At 57.8% G+C, this 18528-nt stretch carries 13 protein-coding genes and 1 pseudogene; 11 read left to right on the plus strand and 3 right to left on the minus strand.

What is annotated here, in order from left to right:
• Positions 1-2067 (minus strand): hypothetical protein (locus EN914_RS03605; protein ID WP_127389001.1); only part of this gene is annotated, 2067 nt, incomplete at its 3' end.
• 1348 nt (positions 2068-3415) lie between these two features.
• On the opposite strand from EN914_RS03605, the gene EN914_RS03610 reads away from it, so the two are divergent.
• The 6 genes from EN914_RS03610 to EN914_RS03635 all read left to right on the plus strand — a co-directional run bounded on the left by EN914_RS03610 (position 3416) and on the right by EN914_RS03635 (position 9324).
• Entirely contained in the window at positions 3416-3745 is a 330-nt protein-coding gene (locus tag EN914_RS03610) for a hypothetical protein (RefSeq protein WP_081714433.1), read from the plus strand.
• A 71-nt stretch (positions 3746-3816) separates the two neighbouring features.
• Positions 3817-4059: a nodulation protein NopA gene (locus EN914_RS39050; RefSeq protein ID WP_224570034.1), complete on the plus strand. Its 243-nt coding sequence runs from the start codon at positions 3817-3819 to the stop codon at positions 4057-4059.
• 117 nt (positions 4060-4176) lie between these two features.
• A complete protein-coding gene (locus EN914_RS03620; protein ID WP_024505382.1) occupies positions 4177-5067 on the plus strand; it encodes a hypothetical protein in 891 nt (296 codons plus the stop codon).
• Between the two features lie 232 nt (positions 5068-5299).
• Positions 5300-7363, plus strand: coding sequence for a type III secretion system export apparatus subunit SctV (sctV, locus tag EN914_RS03625; protein ID WP_024505383.1), 2064 nt, complete (start codon positions 5300-5302; stop codon positions 7361-7363).
• A 53-nt stretch (positions 7364-7416) separates the two neighbouring features.
• Entirely contained in the window at positions 7417-7959 is a 543-nt protein-coding gene (locus EN914_RS03630; RefSeq protein ID WP_081714429.1) for a tetratricopeptide repeat protein, read from the plus strand.
• Positions 7960-8853: 894 nt separating this feature from the next.
• Entirely contained in the window at positions 8854-9324 is a 471-nt protein-coding gene (locus EN914_RS03635; RefSeq protein WP_024505385.1) for a MucR family transcriptional regulator, read from the plus strand.
• Positions 9325-9552: 228 nt separating this feature from the next.
• Here EN914_RS03635 and EN914_RS03640 read toward each other — a convergent pair whose 3' ends face one another.
• Both EN914_RS03640 and EN914_RS03645 read right to left on the minus strand, forming a co-directional pair.
• Complete coding sequence (locus EN914_RS03640; RefSeq protein WP_008874821.1) at positions 9553-9765, minus strand: cold-shock protein; 213 nt, start codon at positions 9763-9765, stop codon at positions 9553-9555.
• Between the two features lie 1535 nt (positions 9766-11300).
• Positions 11301-12422, minus strand: coding sequence for a DUF418 domain-containing protein (locus tag EN914_RS03645; protein WP_024505387.1), 1122 nt, complete (start codon positions 12420-12422; stop codon positions 11301-11303).
• Positions 12423-13176: 754 nt separating this feature from the next.
• On the opposite strand from EN914_RS03645, the gene EN914_RS03650 reads away from it, so the two are divergent.
• The 5 genes and pseudogenes from EN914_RS03650 to EN914_RS38690 all read left to right on the plus strand — a co-directional run.
• The gene (locus tag EN914_RS03650) at positions 13177-13635 is read left to right on the plus strand and encodes a response regulator transcription factor (protein WP_224570033.1); all 459 of its coding nucleotides are present in this window, start codon (positions 13177-13179) and stop codon (positions 13633-13635) included.
• A 220-nt stretch (positions 13636-13855) separates the two neighbouring features.
• A pseudogene (locus EN914_RS03655) lies at positions 13856-14330 on the plus strand (helix-turn-helix domain-containing protein); the annotation flags it as partial.
• Between the two features lie 601 nt (positions 14331-14931).
• Positions 14932-15591: a response regulator transcription factor gene (locus tag EN914_RS03660; RefSeq protein ID WP_024505389.1), complete on the plus strand. Its 660-nt coding sequence runs from the start codon at positions 14932-14934 to the stop codon at positions 15589-15591.
• Positions 15588-16916 (plus strand): HAMP domain-containing sensor histidine kinase, encoded by a 1329-nt coding sequence (locus EN914_RS03665; RefSeq protein ID WP_024505390.1) that lies wholly within the window; start codon positions 15588-15590, stop codon positions 16914-16916. Before EN914_RS03660 ends, EN914_RS03665 begins: the two co-directional genes overlap by 4 nt.
• Positions 16917-18316: 1400 nt before the next feature.
• Positions 18317-18528 (plus strand): hypothetical protein (locus EN914_RS38690; protein WP_206527177.1); only part of this gene is annotated, 212 nt, incomplete at its 3' end.

Genomic DNA, 18528 nt, shown 5'->3' on the forward strand with positions numbered 1-18528 from the left:
GCGGCCAAGCCCTGAGGTCAACAAGGACTTACAGAAAGCGGGGGTGAGTTTGCCGCGATGAATTATGACCTTCTCGCGACCGGACCTAGCATCGGCTTCCTCTCGCTCTCGATTGTAGCCGCGCTGTTCGTTGGATTTAACGTGGCAAGCGGTGAATTCGGAATCAGCCAGCCCTTCCAAGTTTCTGGCCATGACGGGGCGACTCGTGTGGATGTGCACCCACATCGGGCTCGGCATCGCACCATTGACCAGCATCTTGGGCTGCAGCTTCATCTCAAACAGCTTTCCTGGCTCGCCACGCAGCGCGACCGGTGCCTCCGGCGGCATCAATTCGTCGGCATTGCACAAATGTTCCAGGTATTTTTGCGCCGGAAATGCGTAGGTCTTCATGCAATCAGTCGTAATGCCGGCTTTTCCTTCATTCAATGCGTTGGCCTGTCCCAGCACCATGTTCAGCAACCCTTTGAGCTGGTCTGTGCGTTCGTGCACTTTGGGTAGCTGGGTGGAGGTGAGTAGCAGGCGTACATTACGCCCCTGCAACCCGGCGAGACAGGTTTGCATCTCAATGGCCTGGGCTCGCAGGTACTGGGCCACATCGTCCACGACCTTACCGGCCTCCTCAGGCTTCATCTGGCGCACTTGGGAGACGACGCTTTGCTGACCGGCCAGATCGAACTGCAAAAGTTCGTCCAATCGTTTGAGCCGCTCCGTCAATACCTCCATTGACAACGCGGCGCCCCCGATTGTCGAGCCTGCCCCCGACGAACTCGCAGCCACCTCTTGCGCTCTCACCTGTGTACTCGCAACTTGATCCGAGCGCGCGAGAACCTTGGCTGCTGGCACTGTGCCGGCGTTCGCAGCGACTGGTGTTGATGGCTGCCCGGCGGCAGAAGTCCCGGCGCGAGCTGCCGACTTATGCTTTGACTTCCCTTTCCTTCGCGCTGTAGTGCCTTCTGACACTGCAGCCGTACCAGCAGTGTCAGCCGGTATCGCAGCGCCTGCCCTGGCCGGCATCGCAGCGCCCGCCTGGGCCTGTGGCGCCATGATGGCTGACGGCGGAGACTGCAGGTTCAACAAGTGCATGGCATCGTGCGCAGTGATCCATGCATCGTCCACGATCCGTTCGAACAGTTTCAATGGGAGGCCGGCATCTGGGTAGGTATGGCTTAGCTTGGTATGCACCTCGTGCAACGCCAATCCAAAATCCGAAAGCCGCTCCATGATTTTTTCTACAACCGCGCAATCATGAGCGTTGAGTGTTTTGCCATCATCCATTATGCCCTTCGCCAAAGAGAGGGCGCGAAGAGCTTCTTGAGCGGCGCTTGCCATCAGCTGCACCACTCCATTTCGACCGACGAGGAGTTCCTTCAAATCTGGCTCGAACCTGCTCGCCCGCAGTTCAATCTTGGCCCGCGCAAGACCGATCCGCTCACGGACCAGCCAGATCCTGACACTCAGTACCGAGCCGGCACGCAGCCGCAGTGCGCACCGCTCGGCTTCCCGCATCACGGGCGTTCCACTGGATAGGCTAGCGGTGGCAGCGCAGGCGGATCGCTGCCGTTCGGAGCGCCATGCCTTTTTTTCCCACCACTTAATTGCCGCCGTATGGTGGTTCTCCACATTTAAAATCAACAGCTCCTGCCGGTCCGCCTGGGAGTAGGAGTAGAGTTTATCGACCATACCTGCCGCTTTCTTGGTCTTTTTGTCCAATTTCGTGATCGTCGACAGGCCAAGTTTGTCTACTTCATTCGCGGCGTCGCACACGATCTGGCAACATCTACGCACCTTGTCGTCTGGCATAATTGTCTGCGCCTCAGCCGCAGGCAGGCTAGCGCGGTACTCCAGAATTGCTGAGGCTGCATCGACGACCCGACTGATCAGCTCCACCGCCTCCTCGGGGACGTCGGTTTTCCTGGCCGCAGCCTCGCAATCAGTCAGTTGTTGAACAAGACTGTTCATTCTGAGCTGTGTCGGACTGATATCTTCATTTGACGATGAGCTGGTGCCTTCCACCTGCGCGGTTGATAGTTGGCTACCGACCGGCGCCATGGCTTCGCCCTCAGACATGGAGGGAGAACCGCGCCGCCTTGCGGCTGCGCCACGTGGCGCTACGGTTCCGCGTGGTGGCGCAGCGGCTCCACGTCGCGGTGTGTTCAGGATTTGATCTTCGCCAATCGAGGCGCCTGGCAGACTTTCGCGGGCATCGCCTGGACCGCGCGCAACTGGAAGGGAGGAGGGCCTCCTATCGGCGTCCCCAGAGCGCATCTGCTCCACAACGGAATCGAATGACTGTCCACCTTCTCCCGCAGCAAGACTTGATTGCGAAAGGGAACTGCTCGCCCGCCCCGCGCGGCTGGCTCCAGTTTCAGCCTGCGATTTCCGTGGTCGGCCAATGCCCTTCATATTGCGTCTCCGTAGTAGGCGAGAATGTGCTGCTATTGTGCTGGCGGCTGACGAGACCAGCGGCATCTTTCGGTTAACGTCACGGTCAGCCAGACCCGCGACGGCGTAATGTTCCCGCCAAAGTGCTTCTCAGTAGCAGGCCAAGATTGGCCCGAGCTCACAGGACTTTCGCAACGTTGCCATCGATGTCCTGAGATTATCAGCGCTTCAGTCCGCCGATTTCCAGGAACAGCGAATGAAATCAGACCAACTCGGCTAGCTCCCCTTCCTAGACACGTGCCTGACGATTTTATTGATGCGTCACTCCTCTCGTTCGCCACCGACAAAGTCACACATTTGCTTCAGAGAAGCGTGTGCGTTGCGTATCACGCGGACCATTTCGATCTATAGTTACAAAAAGTGTCGAGACGGGACCTTTGGATCCGAAGGTCAGGCACGGCCGGCCTAGATAGACCGCTTGGCTGACGATTAGCTGACGATGGGAGTTCTCACGAACAGGGCAAGAAAATCCGACCGCTTCAAGCTTTCGATATGGTGAGAAGAGGATCCGCACCGGCCTCCCAAAGCCGGCAGACCATCCCATGTTCGTACGGTCGCCGACCTTCTCGAAGCCAATGAGCTCACCGCGCCGGGCCGTGATGTGCAGGCGAGAGAATGGTGATGCAAAGACCGAGTTCCTGCTCGTTGCGTGCGCCCGTGGAGCCAGCAAGAATACGGTCATTGCGGTCATGCAGCACGTGGACCGTGTCTCCTGTTCGACACCACAGCATCGAGGATGCAAACGAGCTGCTGCGGCTGCCATTCGGTCGCGGCATGCGTGGACGGCGGGATTGGCCGAACAGCCGAGATCGTGGTCGACTGTTCGATGCGAGAGCAACATCCTGCAGAGCATACGTTTTTGCGCTGGCCGGTTTTTGTCAAAAGCCGTCAGGTTCTCGAAAGCTCCCGCCCTTAGCTTGATCGAGGCTAACCTTTAACACGTCGCCGCCAATGGCAAATGCCGGAGTACCTGATGATAGCAGCAATTGGGAGTGGAGTTGGCAACCTCGGGACTTCCTTGATCCGAAAGGGCCATGGGGATTCGAAATCCGAGCATTCTGGTGATGGCAAGCCGGCTGATGGCAATGATGGCAAGCCAGCTGGTGGGAATGATGGCAAGGCAGCTGGCGGGAACGATCGGGCGGATAACCGGACCGTTTCAAATGATCAACTTCAAGACAACTCACAGTCTGCAGCACAAAGTGAAGCCTTCCAAAGTATCCTGCGATCGTTCGCGTTCCAATTCGCGAACGATGCGATGGCTGAGGCCGATGAAGCTTTGGATGACACAGAAGATGCCTGACGCGGGAAATCCGGCGTGAGGTCATACAGGCCGTTATTGACGGCACAACTCCAACAGAAAAAGGAATGATCATGGCTGCAGTTGATAATAATAAAAAATCAGGCAATACCAATACCAGTAGCGCCGGCAATACCGATAAAACTAACAGTGGCACTCCCGGCAATACAAGCGGAGCTGATGCTACTGCTTTTCAGGCGCAAGTGCAGGAACTAACCAATGTTAGCTTGGAGGCGACGAAAAGGAGTGTCCAGTTGCGCACTCTAACGACCAATCTCCAGACCATCAAGAAGGCCGCCGACGAACGCGTTTCGTAATGTCGGAAGCGGGTTTTAGACTGCCCCCTAGCGCGTCTCCTTATTGACGCGACGTAGTCCCGAAATGAGCCGCATGGCAATTGCCATGCGGCTTCTATCCTGTTTGAGAGATGCTCTGTGGATGACGCCGTTTCCCTCCGTTTCGAAGTGCGTTCGGGGCACTATTGCGGTCTGACCGGCAAGACGGATCTTCAAAAGTGTTTAATCGGCAGCGGCTTCGATGCCGATTTGGTCTTTGTCGAGCAGGGACTGGCACCGCATCACCTTCGTGTAACTCTTCTTGGCAAGTCGATCGAACTGGAGGCGCTTGCACCCGGACTCAGTATCGAGGGCAACCGGAATATCGCCGCAGGCCAGTCCGTTGTTGTGCCCCTTCCTGTCGTCCTGCTCGTAGGCGAGATGTCCATTGCTTTGTCCGTGCAGGATGCAGAGCCGCCTGGTTCGACCGGCATACCGCGCCTACCGATCGGTGTGCTCGCCATGGTCATAATCAGCTCACTCGGGATCGGCGCGCTTTCAGGCACGATCTCCTATCTTGGCAATGCAAGTGGATCGAGCCCCAATTCACTTCGGGCTGAAGTCGCGTCCAGAACGATCAGTCACCGCGCTGACAATGAACTTACGGAGGCAGCGGCCCAAGAGCTGCAGGAGGAAGTCGATCGAGCGGGTCTTCTCGACGTCAAGATTGGGTCGGCAAAGGGTGTTGTGACCGCCGAAGGCACCGTCACGTCTGAATCGGTCATCAGCTGGCAGAAGCTTCAGCAATCGTTCGATCGTCGCACCAAGGGTACTCTAACACTGGTGAACGGAGTGCTCATCAAAGAGGAGAAGGCGCCATCCGCAATCGCGGTCGAAGCTGTGTGGCATGGGGTCCAACCATATATTGTCATCGACAGCGAGAAGTATTTTGTCGGCGCCATTTTGGCTGATGGATGGGTGGTCGAACGTATTGAGGACAGCCGTGTGCTGCTGAGCAGGAATGGCCGCATTGCTGCTCTCCAATATTGAAAGCTCGCAGGCCCCATCAAGCAGCACTCTATGGCCAGCCAAACATCCTGTCGCGCTCGGTGCTGACAAGCTGGCTGCGTTGGAAACATTTGCTGCCCAGCCATTTCGCGCCTGCTTGTGGCTCTCATGCAGGGTCACGCGCTGGCCAAGGCTGAGGCGCCTTCGGAGTTCGAAAGCCACGTTTCATGGCGTAACAGCAGAGTAAGTCTCAACCGATTGCAAAGGTGTCTCGATGGCCAACGTCCTGCGTGACTTCATCAAGCGTGCGCCGGCCAGCCCGGATTTAATGGTTGCGTTGATGCTGCTTCTGGCTGTCGCGATGATGGTCATGCCTATCCCGGTCGTGGTGGTCGACGCCCTGATAGGATTCAATATGGGGTTGGCCATACTGCTGATGATGGTTGCCCTGTATGTCAGTACTCCACTTGATTTTTCCTCTTTGCCCGGCGTTATTTTGATTTCCACTGTATTCCGTCTCGCGCTCACGGTCGCAACGACGCGACTGATCCTGGCCGAGGGGGAGGCCGGCAGCATTATTCATACTTTTGGCGATTTCGTCATTTCAGGCAATATCGTGGTGGGTTTCGTCATATTTCTGGTCGTCACCATGGTGCAATTCATGGTCCTCGCGAAGGGTGCCGAACGGGTGGCAGAAGTGGCGGCGCGTTTCACGCTGGATGCTCTGCCGGGCAAGCAAATGGCGGTCGACGCAGAGCTACGCAACGGCCACATCGATGCCAACGAATCCCGCCGGCGGCGCGCCGAATTGGAGAAGGAAAGCCAACTCTATGGCGCGATGGACGGCGCGATGAAATTTGTGAAGGGCGATTCCATCGCCGGGCTGGTGGTTATCTGCATCAACATGCTGGGTGGAATTTCGATCGGCCTGCTCTCCAAGGGCATGTCCTTCGGCGAGGTACTGCATCACTACACTCTGCTGACGATAGGCGATGCATTGATATCGCAGATTCCGGCCCTTCTGCTCTCCATTACTGCGGCGACCATCGTCACCCGTGTGACTGGGACGGCGAGGATCAACCTCGGTACAGAAATGGTCAGTCAGCTCACGGCCAGCACTCGAGCCTTGCGACTGGCGGCCGGCGTCCTGGTTGTAATGGGGTTCGTTCCTGGGTTTCCCCTCCCCGTCTTTCTGATGCTGGCCGCAGTGTTCGCTGCGGTAAGCATTGTCAAGGCTGATGTGCTGGGCGCCGGCACTGCCGATGCGAAAGGTGGAACTGCAGCGGAGCCTAAGCAAGCCGCGCCTGCGAAGGAATTCCCGATCGCATTTTTTCTAGCGCCAGATCTTATGCAGGCGGTCGATCAAGCCGAATTGCAAAAACATATTGGGCGCGTTTCGCTCCTGGTCACAGCCGATCTGGGCATTATCGTTCCTCGCATCCCTGTCTTGGTTGACGAGCAGCTGCCTGAATCGCAATTCCGAATTGATGTCGAGGGCGTGCCAGTCGAACAGGACGCCTTAGATCCAAACCAGATGGCGCTCCGAGCCGATGTAGCGCACGTCGACTCGAGCGGTGTCCCCCTTAGACGTGAGCCGAAAACGGACACACTCCCGGTTGAACATACCCCTGCAAAGGCCCTTACGGGCGCCGGCACGGAGCATAGGGCTCCCGGCGAACTCCTCGCCTTGCGCGTCCATGCAGCGTTGACCCGCTACGCACCGCGATTGGTGGGCATCCAAGAGACCCGACATTTCCTGGGCCGAATGGAGCAGGAATATTCTGAGCTTGTGAAAGAGGTGCTACGCACGACGCCGATTCCTCGGATTGCCGATGTTCTGCGCCGCCTCCTGGAGGAAGGTATCCCAATCCGCCACACCCGTCTCGTGTTGGAGGCATTGGCCGAATGGAGCGAGCGTGAGCAGAACGTTGCCCTGCTGACGGAATATGTCCGTTCTGGTTTGAAGCGACAGATCTGCCACCGCCATGCCAACACGGAGGGCATCGTGTCCGCCCTGGTCGTCGAGCGCGAGAGCGAGGATGTGATGCGTGGCGCGGTTCGAGATTCGGATGCAGGCCCCTATCTCGCACTGGAGGATCGGCAAAGCGAAGCGATGCTATCACAGATACGTCAGGTCCTTTCGAACGCAGAACCGGGTCAAACCCGCCCTATTCTGTTGACGTCGATGGATGTCCGACGTTTCGTCCGCGGCTTTCTGACGCGAAACGGGGTTGATCTCGCCGTGCTGTCTTATCAAGACCTCGCCTCCGACTTTACAATTCGCCCCGCAGGATCCGTCACACTCCCGCACGGATCGAACAGCGGATTGTTAGAGTAGTCCCACCTTTCCTAACTGAACGCCACGCGCCTCCCCGATAACTGAGAGATAACATGAATAGTAATACAGTTTCTCCATCGCCTATGTTTCTGCGCCGGAACTCACTTCTTTTTGCCGTACTCGCCATTCTGCCTTTGGGCGGTTGCGCCAGCTGGCAAAAGCCGGCTCTTTCCGTGCAGGAGACATCTTCCCCCGAGTTGCTCAGCGCCGATCAAATCGATCCGGCTATGCGCGAACGCATTTTGCGCGAAGTTGGTCAGGATGTTCAAGAGCGGGCTTTGCGGGATGAGGTGAAGCAGCACCCGGACAATGTTGATGCGGCGATACGACTTACAAATGCCTTGGTGGGCCAGAAGCGCCCGCACGAAGCGGTTGAGGTGCTCGACAGCGTCTTGGTTGCAGCCCCAGGAAACGTACGTGCATTGAATGCGAAGGGCGTGATTTTGGACATTGAGGGGCGGCATGACGCGGCACAGGCCCTGTATCGGCGAGCTCTCGAAAACGAGCCAGGCAATCAGATGGTGCAGCATAACTTCAATCTGTCGCTTGCCTTTAACGGCAAGTCCAAACAACCAAGGTTAGCACGATCGCAATAGGTGGGCACAGTGCATGCGCAGCCTGTTCCCCGGCTCGAACACGCGCTCGGCTCCCATCATAGATGGCCCCCTGAAGAGAGCCATATCTATGCAAAACAGTTGCTCCAGATCTGGCCGGCAGAGATCGGCAGGAGAGCCGGATGACATCACGCGGCCACCCGCAAGGCCACCCGCCTCGCTTCGTTGCCAGAGCGCCCTCTCCCTCGCCGGTCACCGTCTCGCAATGCGGCGACCTGGCTTAAGGCGGTCGACCGAGCGCCCGATGCAGTAGCCATGAATACGTAACGCAGCGATGGACCCGCCGGATCGTGTCGCGCTTGTGCTGGCCGTCCCTGCCATTACAGCACGGTGATTGTAGCTGGATCCTATTCTAGAGGCATCGATGGTGTGGATGCCTTCGATCCAAACAATCGATTTGTTGAATTCGTCCGCCTGAGGAAATTAGCTGCGGCGATCCGACTTCCGACGCCTGCAGGCGCAAAACCAACAGCGTGAGCGCTGCGGGTCCGGAGGCAGGCTGCAAAGTGCAATCACCAGCGCTGATAAGCGGCAAGTGAAGAATGTATCGCTCGGGCGACTCCTGTGTTGTGCACGGTTGCCCCGCGAGGTGAACTGTAGCAGCTTGGCAGCTCAGCGTTCACGAAAGGAGAAAAGATTTGGGGCCAAGCAAAGACCGGCTTTTTTGATTGTCTTGCTGTATCGCTATGGTGGGGCGGGCGCGACCGCTCCCATAATTCAATACGCTGCCTTTAGCGATGGACGATGACGGGATGCGTCGCCGAGACTTCAATGGTGGAGGAGCAGCGCACCCGTCGATCCATTTGCTTTCAGCGGCAACCGCCACTATGAAGCGACACTTCGCCCAACTGTGTTTCAAGCTGCCCGGAGAAGTTTATGACAGAAGAACCCCACAAGACCGACATCCTCATCGAGCTCACTGCCGATGTTGTATCAGCCTACGTCTCCAACAACCCCGTCCCGGCGGGGGAGCTTCCTGCCCTGATCGCCCAAGTGCACGGGGCTCTAAACGGCACGGCTGGACTCATACCGGCAGAAGAGCCTGTGCCTGTAAAAAAACCTGCTGTCCCGATCAAAAAGTCGATCGAACCGGACTACATCATTAGCCTTGAAGACGGCAAGAAATTCAAATCGCTAAAGCGCCATCTGGCGACGCACTATGGTCTGACCCCAGACGAATATCGCGCCAAATGGGGTCTGCCGTCGGATTATCCCATGGTGGCGCCGAATTACGCCGCTGCGCGCTCCGCCTTGGCCAAGACCATGGGACTCGGCCGCAAACCGAAAGAGCCGGAAGCCCCAGCCACGGCGCCGGCGAAACGGACCCGCAAGAAGGTCGCAGCCTAAATCCGTATCAACAGTCGTTCGGACGCGCAGCAGCCGTTGGCCCAATCTGCGCGGAATCAAAGGGCGGGGATGAGCCCCGCCTTTCCCGTCCAAGAGCCTCATTTCCAGAGTAATTCATGATGGCTCCAGCAATCCCTGCCGCGGCATTAACTTGCATGCTCCGGCCCGGGTTTCGAGCCGTCAATGCGTTCCGGCGATGACGAACCTTGCCAAGGCTTTCCCGGACCGTTAGCCAGCCTTGCTGAGGCTGCCTGCAGAGGACTTTCCCGTGCGGCGATCCTGTTCCACCTCGTAGTTGATCTTCTGGCCCTCATTAAGGGTCGACAGGCCCGCTCGTTCAACAGCGGAAATGTGGACAAAGACATCCTGACCGCCGTTGTCAGGCTGAATAAAACCAAAACCCTTCGTGCTGTTGAACCACTTCACCGTTCCAGTCGCCATATCCATTCCTTTGTAATAAGTCGCAACTTAGGCAGGCCATTCACGCCAGCCTGATTTGTACACGAGACTTTAGGCGCATCAAAATCGGAAAATTGCAAGGCCCACTCGATCGCCTGATCTCCAGCAGCAACTGCAACATATGCGAGGCGCGTGCCAGACGAGGCGTATGCCAGACGTTTCGTCGTGCGCTGTCGCTCGAACGTTGACAGAAACAATGACACACCTTGCAAACTCGGCACATCTTGTGGACGTGCTCGGGTCGCTTCTCGACTGCGATACCCGCTCCTGACCGGGTATCGTCGGCCAAAATGAGGGTTTTTGTCATGTGCCGCCAGACCGAAAGATCAGGCGCGCAGCGACCTGCACATTCAAACCGGAACCCGCGAACCTCGATTAGCTTCTGCCTGCTCCGAAGGGCGGTAGCCTGCTCTGAGGCGGGCCACTGTCGGGTTGAAAACCAACTGTCGGGTTCGGAACCCCAGATTGTCGGCAAGGTACGCGCCGCCCACTGGTTGGCCAAAGGGCACTGGCTCCTGATCCTGCCGCCATGCTCGCCCGATCTCAACCCGATCAAGACAGGTCTGCTCAAAACTCAAGGCGCGGCTGCGGAAGAAGGCGGCCAAAACTTTCGACGCTCTCTGCGGAACTCTCGGCGATATCTGCCAGCTGCTGGAGCCAAATCAAAAACCATTAATTGCGACAGGTGATTTTATGACATTCATTGCGAAGAGGCCAGAATGAACAGCGGAAGAGAGTAGCAGCTCTCTGGTCGCGGCGAGGTGGATCGTCGACACGATCGGCACCTGGCCCGTGCGGGGATCGCACCGCAGCCAGCACCAGAGCCAGACCTTGACCGCTTGCCTTGCTCAGGCGCCACAACAACGAGTGGCTGGAAGCAGATCCACGTGAACTCAGCGATATCGATCAGACGATGCTTACCCTCATGAAAGCCGATCCCGACGCTGTCCAGCGCCGCGAAATCCTGACCAGCATATGGCGCATCGGATGCCACCGCCTGCACACTCACCATCGACATGCCGGAACTCGGAACCAAAGGCCGCAAGCCTCGCCGGCCTCCGCAAAATGGAGCGGCCGCGCCTGGGCGGCCGGGCCAATGTTCGCCAGGCCCTCTACATGCCCGGCCCTTCGCCCTGCGCTTCAACCCCGACCTCAAGGCAAAATACCAGGCGCTAAAGGCGGCAGGCAAACCCGCAAAGGTCATCATCTTGTTGCGAAAGCTCCTCATCCTAGCAAACGCTCTCCTCAAGGCGCAGCGAAAATGGCCCCTAAAACCCTTGACCGAAACGGATACCTTAGCCTTTCAGGTGAGGCGGGCCGAGATAGACCAACCGCGGGTTTAACTTCGCGAGTTTAAGCTGATTATGCCGATGCAACTCTAGCGCCTGCGCGACCGTTTTAGCTTCCATCAACAAGGCGGCAGGGTGGGAGGAAGTACCCTCCCCTGCCGCGAACAAGCTTTGGACAAAGCCCCACCTTGTCCGTAATGTGATCGGGAGGCCGGGGCGCGGCGGTGCTCAGCGGATGTGACGCGCGAGATCTGCGACCCTACCCATCAGCACTTCCATCGGTCCTCGCTGGAAGACGCGCAGCCAAAGCACCGCAAAAGTGCTGATAACCACAACGAAGCCAAAGAGCGTGGACAGGCTCTCGTCTTTGAAAATGTTTATCTTCATAAGATAGGCTATTCCCGCAATGTGCAGCACATAGGCCGTCAAAGACATCGAGCCGACTGCGATTATTGGCCAGACCAGCTTTCGCAGACGCGGGAGCGCATCCACAGCGAGCATGCAAGCCGCCAAGATGATCATTGCGCAACCGGTGCTGCCCACGATCGAAAGCGTCGTTTCGCTATGAGGTGCGGCTATCCATGACGACTTGACTATAAATGACGACTTGGAAGGCTCAAAAGCGCCGTCAACGTCAGACCACCACAAGGAGGTTTCAGTCAAAGCGCGGGAACTCAGCGCGAGCAAGGATCCCCCATGGCCCAACACGGCCAGCGCGACCCCCGCCAGACCAAGGCGCCAATGCGCTGCTAGCGTATTAAGATTAAGGCGCGCGATGGCCATGCCAGCGATGAGGAAAGGAACCCAGGTCACCGCGGGATAGTAGCCGTTGACCATGAGGTTGAAGACCGGGTCGAGGAGGTTGGGGGCAACCGACAGAAGGGAGGAACGGACTTGCGGGAGAACTAATGCCGTAGCGGCAGCGATCAAGCCCAGCTGATATGCGCTGAGCCGATGGAGCGGCAATACCAACAAGAAGCAAATTCCGTAGTATTCTAGGATGACTTCGACCTGGGTACCGAGGCAGCCCAGGATTGAGCCAAGCGCGAGCAAAACAAGGGCACGAATTGCGACTCTGGCGATGGCCTGTCTACCGGCTATCCCCGACTTCGGCGCCTTGCGACCTGTAATCAGGAGGATTGAAAAACCGGCCAATACGGCAAACAGGGCCGACGGCCGCCCATGGGTTAGTTCCATCAGAAACCCGACTAGTCCTCCTTCGCCGGGGTCGGGACCGAGATGGGCGGCATACATCCCGAAGACAGCCAGGCCCCGAGCGAGGTCGATGCCGACCAGCCGATCTACTACCGACCCATTCCTAGCGTCGGCAACCGGTGCCTTCATTACCATGGTAGATTCCCTTGCTGGGTGTGTGGATCGCGGGAGCCGCGATAGGAGAGCCGGTCGGCTGCTGCCGTCGCCTCGTGAAAGGGTTCAAAACATCGCGCCATCTGGCGCATCGAGCCGGCGACAGAGCTGTTCAGCCATTAGCCTGGGGTAAGAACAACAGATCGGCTCACAAAGCCTGTGTCACGGACCTGAAAAGTGGTGTCGCGGAACCGTCGTTTTTTGCATGATGGCTAAGCCGAGAGATCCACTGCACCGACGAGAGACTCAGCGACGTTAGATATCCGATCAGTACGCCGCGGCTCCGCCGGTGACGATCACCCCGGGTGTCAAGGCCAGGGCGTAAACCTGCCATAATCTGTGGTAGTGCGCCCGCGACCAATCCGTTCGACAAAGCTCGGCGCATGGTCGAGCCAATCATATTCTTCCATGTGGCTGTTGCCTGAAAAACCGAAGACGCCGTTCGCTGGTCCAGCTGTTCCAGACCTCGGCCTGCGTCGGTCATTAGAACCGGCGCGCCTGTTTCCCAAATCAATTTGCTGATGCAGCCGCCGGGGGTCACATTGAGCAAAAGTGCCGAGGTCAGGACGGGTTTCATAGGGGCTCTTCGTTTGGCTTTGTTAACGACCCCTTTCTTGCAAGTTGTAGCTGACAGCAGCCTGAAAGCTCCCCAAATAATTCGCTGCCGCCGGTTCAGCCTATTGTCAGCTTCGACCAATAAGATGGGAGCCTTGCCCTCATACCGGAGCTCGGCAGCATGATGCGAATACTGCTCACTGAAGACGATAAGGACCTTGGAAGTGCTATGCACGATCATTTGGTGGCTGGTGGCCACGCGGTCGACTGGGCCAAGAACCTGTCCGAAGCGCGCGATTATGCAGCTGTGGTCGGCTACGACCTTATTTTGCTCGACGTTCACCTGCCGGACGGCAATGGGATCGACTATCTGCGGGAGCTGATCAAGGAACTTGAATCGGCACCGGTCATCATTCTGACAGCCTGCGATCGGATTTCGCATCGCATCGAGGGCTTCAACGCTGGAGCCGACGACTATTTGGTCAAGCCGTTCGATCTGGGGGAACTCTCAGCGCGTATCCATGCAGTGGCACGTCGCCATGGGCATTTTCCGGAGCCGCAATTTTCGGTTGGGACGCTTTCCATACAGGCAGCCGAGCGACGCCTCTTCCGCGACGGGCAGGAGGTCTACCTGACTTGACGCGGATGGGCGGTGCTCGACTACCGTCTGCCCCAGCCCTGCACGGTCGTTTCAAAAGGGAAGATCGTGGACGCGCTTTTCGGCAGACGGCGCTGATTCATACTCTAAAAGAAAATTCGGCTTCCAGTTGCCTTGGCCATGACTGCCCTTCCCGAGAGATGGGTGACAGTTCATTCCGGATAGATGGGTTACACTTTCGGCCCTTTGCAAGGAGAGCAAGGTGCCTTGGAAGGAGTGTAACGTCATGGAAGAGCGGCTGAAGTTCGTCGCCCGGCTGCTGGACGGCGAGAAGATGGCGGTGCTTTGCCGGGAGTTCGATATCTCGCGCAAGACCGGCTACAAGATCCTCACGCGCTACAACGACAGCGGCCTGGAGGGGCTGACGGACCGATCGCGGCGGCCCTATCGCCACGCCAATCAGCTTCCGTTTCAAATCGAGAAGCTGATTGTGCGCCTCAAGCAAGACAAGCCGACATGGGGTGCGCCGAAGATACGCGAGCGGCTGGCCCGGCTGTATCCGGATGTGCACCGGCCCGCGATCTCGACCGTGCATGCCGTGCTCGACCGCCGGCATGGTCGAGCGCCGCAAGCGCAGGCGCAACAGGGCGACGGGGACACCACTTTCAAACGGCTGTCGCCCTAACGATCTTTGGTGTGCCGACTACAAGGGCGAGTTCGGCAGAGAACACGGCCGGGACAGGGGATCACAAACACTTGACCGTTCCAGACCCTGGCAGTGGCGCATCGATTGACCGTTGGCTCTGTTCGTGGGCACCGAAAATAGGGCCTTCTTGGTCCTCGGCAGAGAATATGGCCCGGACGGGGGATAACAAACACTTGACCGTTCCAGACTCTGGCAGTGGCGCATCGATTGACCGTCGACTCTGTTCGCGAGCGCCGAAAATACGGACGACCCCTATGGTCAAAGTGCACTTCTGACCTGCTAGGCACTGTTCGATAACTGGAGGCACCCGCTACGGTGCCCTCGTATTTAAGACACCTGTCAGTTTCAAGCCTGGACATTGACGCGTGGCGCGGCTGCCATTCGTTGACCGCCACGTCGAATTGCCCGCCAACCAGTGTACAGCCGCCGGTGGTCACATTGAGCAAAAGTGCCGAGATCAGGAGGGGTTTCATAGGGGCTCTTCGTTTGGCTTTGTTAACGACCCCTTTCTTGCAATTGTAGCTGACAGCAGCCTGAAAGCCCCCAGATATTCGCTGGCGCCGGTTCAGCCTACTGTCAGCTTCGATCAATAAGGCAGGAGCCTTGCCCTCATACCGGAGCTCGGCAGCCTGATGCGAATACTGCTCATTGAAGACGACGACGACCTTAGAAGTGCTGTGCACGATCATTTGGTGGCTGGTGGCCACGCGGTCGACTGGGCCGAGGGCCTGTCCGGAGCGCGCGGTCATGCAGCTGTGGCCGGCTACGACGTTATTTTGCTCGACGTTCACCTGCCGGACGGCAATGGCATCGACTATCTGCGGGAGCTGATCAAGGGGCTTGATACAACGCCGGTCATCATTCTGACAGCCCGCGATCGGATTTCGCATCGCATCGAGGGGCTCAACGCTGGCGCCGACGACTATTTGGTCAAGCCGTTCGATCTGGGGGAACTCTCGGCACGCATCCGTGCAGTGGCACGTCGCCAAGGGCATTTTCCGGAGCCGCAATTTTCGGTTGGGACGCTTTCCATACAGGCAGCCGAGCGACGCCTCTTCCGCGACGGGCAGGAGGTCCACCTGTCTGGACGCGAATGGGCGGTGCTCGACTGCCTTCTACGCCGGCCCGGTTCGGTCGTTTCAAAGGGGAGGATCGAGCACGCGCTTTATTCATTCAATTCGGAGTTCGAGAGCAACACAGTGGAGGTTTATGTCAGCCGGCTCCGCAAGAAGATCGGCGGGGATAGAATAGCAACCGTGCGTGGCTCCGGATACAGGCTCGTGGTCACATGACGAACTCGAACAGCATGACGAGAAAGCTGCTATCGTGGTTAGGCGGGGCAACGCTCCTGGTTTGGATCGCCGCCCCAACCATGGCTGCGTTCATTTTTTGCAATAATGTAAACGAAAGTTCGGATGACTTGCTCCAGGGGAGCGCAAAGTACAGACAACCAGAGCTGATCAAGGTCTTGAATGGAAAACACGTTGATCAATACAATAACAACTTTCCCACTTACGAAAAGTACTTTACCTATCGTGAGCAGGTTATTAATAAGTACGGGATAGTGCTTATTTCTGAACCGGAAGAGGGTCAGCAGCCCTTCCCTGATGCTCCCCTGAGTAACGGCTTTTGGGGAAACGCTGATTACCGCGTCTACACAGAGGAGATCCAAGACGGCGTGTATCATCAGTTGGCCGAACCGCTTCATGGCCGCCGTACCACAATCGCGAAGGGCGCACTTTTTGTCTTCCTTCCGACACTCGTGCTCCTGCCCTTTAGCTTAGCTGTTTGGTGGATCGTGATCCGGCGCTCGCTGCGGCCAATCGAGGTACTGCGACAGCAGATCGGATCGCGCGACGGCGGCAATCTGTCACCAATGGACTTGGGCGATTTCCCGGCAGAGTTGGCTCCAATCGCGGCATCCGTCAATCGGCTTCTCGATCGTCTGCGGGCGGCTCTCGAGGCCGAACGCGAGTTCGCCGCAAACAGTGCGCATGAACTGCGCACGCCGATCGCAGGTTCAATCGCTCAGATGCAGAGATTAGTGGCCGAGCTTCCCAATGGGTCGGCCAAAATGCGTGCGCGCGGAATCGAGCAAGCGCTGTCGAGCCTTGGCCGCCTTGTCGAAAAAGTGCTTCAGCTCGCTCAAGCCGAATCGGGGGTTGGCATGGCGGATCACGCGATCGATCTTGTCCGATCGGTTCGGCTGGAAATCGACGACCTGAGGAAAAAGCCGCAATATGCCGGACGCCTGCATCTTAACGTCGACGGCTGCCCCACTTTGATGCGCAAAGTGGATGTCGATGCGTTTGGGATCCTCCTTCGTAACCTGATCGAGAATGCGCTGATACATGGACTGCCCACTGTTCCGACAACAGTTTCCGTCCAAACTGATGGAACCATCGCTATTGCAAACGCCGGACCGGTGGTGCCCCTCCCCGACCTCGAAGGGCTTACAAAGCGATTTAGTCGTGGTGCTACTCCTGCTGCGGGCTCAGGCCTTGGTCTACATATCGCTAACATGGTTATCCAGCGGATCGGTGGCAGTCTAGAGCTTGCGTCGCCCGCCCGCGGTCGCAATGATGGTTTCGAGGCGATCATACGAATTCCTCAATGACACCGGTGAATTCGACGACAGTTGGACACAGGGCGGATTGCTGGCAAGGCTGCTGACAGGGCGAACTGTACGGCAGTATGTATACGGCGTAGAAATCGTACTTCACACAACGCATTTCGGCCGCGGCAATCAATGCCGCTATCATCGTCTGAGCAGTTCGATCGAAGCGACACGACATGATCGGCAAAATCGAAGGCTCCGCCTCACCGCTCGCTCGATTTCGCCCGGGGAGAAAAAAGGCCATCCGAGAAAGTGCAAGCCGCCGCGCAAAGGCGACGTGTCCAATTGTCTGGGTGCCCCTGTGCGCCGGCCCGATCGGGTTGGCGGGGTCCAGTAAGGACCCGGACCAACCATTCCATTTAGACGACCGGCAGGTTTTAATCGGCGTCCGGATCGCCGTCCCAAAATGCCCCAAGTATACGGCTAGAAAGGCTGCCAACGATCGAGCTTTGGTCGGAGGCGTGCTTGTCAGCGTCTTGGGTGCTTGACCGGCCTTTGCAATGGCCATCGCCATCGCAAGTATCGTGCGTGGCCAGTGAGACCGCAATTTCATCAGCCTGGAGCCGACCGTATCGGTGCTTTTTTATGATTTAGGGATTTTTCGTTTTCCTCTTGGATCATCACGGGTTTGGAGAGGATCTGGTGTTAAGTGCCATTCGGAGCGCCGGCGAACCGCCCGAAATTAATGTGGTCGAGTGATGAAGCCTCCCGAATGCGTTAAACGAGACCCTTTATGGCGGCCCTGGCTGACAACAGTCTGAAAGCTGCAAGCGGCATGCGAAAATGGGGCGATCCTGAATGACGACAGATGCTATCAACATGAAAGAGGCTCGCCCTGAAAGCTGAGCACGCTTTATGCTCAGGCTGCTGACAAGGCCAAAGCAGCGTAAGTGCGTAGTGAAATCCAAGGTCCACATGGGTCGTCGCGCGTCCCATGCGCCTGGGAAGGCGCCGGCCCGGCCAAGCTTTCCCAGCTCGTCCGCATGATGCTTCGCTGAGCGTCAATGGACGTTGGCGCGAGACCAAGGCGTCGTGCGTTGCAATCCGGACGGTCCAGGGTATCAGGAGTTTCACGGCCTCGGCCCGCTTGGCTGGCCACAGTTGAAGCTCCAACGTACCGGCTGGCACCGGGAAATTGGGCTCTGCGCTGCCTCAACGCTGATGGCACGGTCAATGCTTGCTTACCGATGGGGCCGCCCATGCCGTGATGCTGTCGGTCGACGTTCGCAAACCAGACCCTCGCGAGACCCAGCGAAGGGGCTCGCCGGTACGACGAGGGACCTTACCTCTTTATGCGCGGCATCATTATCGAGGATGACATGTTGCCTTACACGTCGTCCCTCGCGCTCGGGTCTTTGTGGGGCGGATGAAGTCCTGATCGCGGTGGCACTGCTGCATGTTTGCGTAAGACCCATCCAGTCACGATCGCGCTGTCCTTCGATGTCGCGGTGCTGATAGGCGGGCAGATCGGTGTGCGCGGCGCCCGCCAAAGGATCGTCGTCACGCCGGAGGAGGCGAGCGTCATAGCCGGCGCGCCGGCGAAAGGCGCTTTCTGTCGGATGCCCGACAATGTCGGATATCGCAAGTATCAAGGTTGGATCAAACCTTGCGA

Source organism: Mesorhizobium sp. M7A.F.Ca.CA.001.08.2.1, from assembly GCF_003998455.1.
GTDB lineage: Bacteria > Pseudomonadota > Alphaproteobacteria > Rhizobiales > Rhizobiaceae > Mesorhizobium > Mesorhizobium ciceri.